The organism is Pseudomonas sp. R62 (assembly GCF_000257605.1).
Taxonomy (GTDB): domain Bacteria; phylum Pseudomonadota; class Gammaproteobacteria; order Pseudomonadales; family Pseudomonadaceae; genus Aquipseudomonas; species Aquipseudomonas atacamensis.
This window is the reverse complement of record NZ_AHZM01000904.1, coordinates 1-919: the sequence shown is the minus strand read 5'-3', so window position 1 is coordinate 919 and position 919 is coordinate 1. Positions and strand designations below refer to the sequence as shown.

At 60.1% G+C, this 919-nt stretch carries 2 pseudogenes; one reads left to right on the top strand and one right to left on the bottom strand.

The window, feature by feature from the left end:
* Positions 1-493 (bottom strand): annotated as a pseudogene (locus OQK_RS01015) (shikimate 5-dehydrogenase); the annotation flags it as partial.
* 243 nt (positions 494-736) lie between these two features.
* Here OQK_RS01015 and OQK_RS01010 point away from each other — a divergent pair.
* Positions 737-919, top strand: a pseudogene (locus OQK_RS01010) (hypothetical protein); the annotation flags it as partial.

Genomic DNA, 919 nt, shown 5'->3' with positions numbered 1-919 from the left:
AATCCGCCAGGGCGCGGCCGGCGCGCTCGTTACGGGCGACCATCAAACCGTTCTGGTAGCCACCATCGCGCAGGGCGCTGGCCACCGCTTTGGCCATGCCGCCGCTGCCACGCAGGGCGAAGGTCGAATCTTTCGGCACCGCGTGGCTTTCCAGCAATTGCGCGACGGCGATGTAATCGGTGTTGTAGGCCTTGAGGTGGCCGCCAGTGTTGACGATGGTGTTGATCGACTGGATCGCCGCCGCCGACGCATCCAGCTCATCGACCAGCGCAATGCAGGCTTCCTTGAACGGCATCGACACGCCGCAGCCACGAATGCCCAGTGCCCGGATGCCACCGACCGCGCCGGTCAGGTCCTGGCTGCTGAACGCCTTGTAGTAGAAATTCAGGCCCAGCTGTTCATACAAATGGTTGTGAAAACGCAGACCGAAATTCCCCGGGCGCCCCGACAGGGACATGCACAGTTGGGTGTCTTTGTTCGGGTTCATCTGCATGAAACTTCTCCTTCAAACGCACTTTCGGATGGACGGGATTGGCCAGCCCACCGGGTTCTGAATCATCATTGGGGCTTGTTTGTGGCGCCGCGCAGCCGGGTAAAGAAGCCGCTACAGACCTTACACAAAATTTACCCAGCGGCTGTGCTGAATTTCGCAAATTTGCTGTCTTAGCTGTATCCCCGCGACAACTGTGGGCCTGACTCAGGCCGCGGCGCCGGGTCGAAGAACCGAGGACTTATCATGATTCGTAAACTTCCCATCATGGCTTTGTTGATTGGCGCACTTGCCGTCACCGGCCAGGCTGAAGCGGGTGGTGGCCATGGCTGGCAGGGCCCTGCAGTGTTTGGCGCGATCGTCGGCTCGGCCATCATCGGCTCGGCACTGATCAATCAGGATCGGCCGGTGTATGTGCAACAACAACCG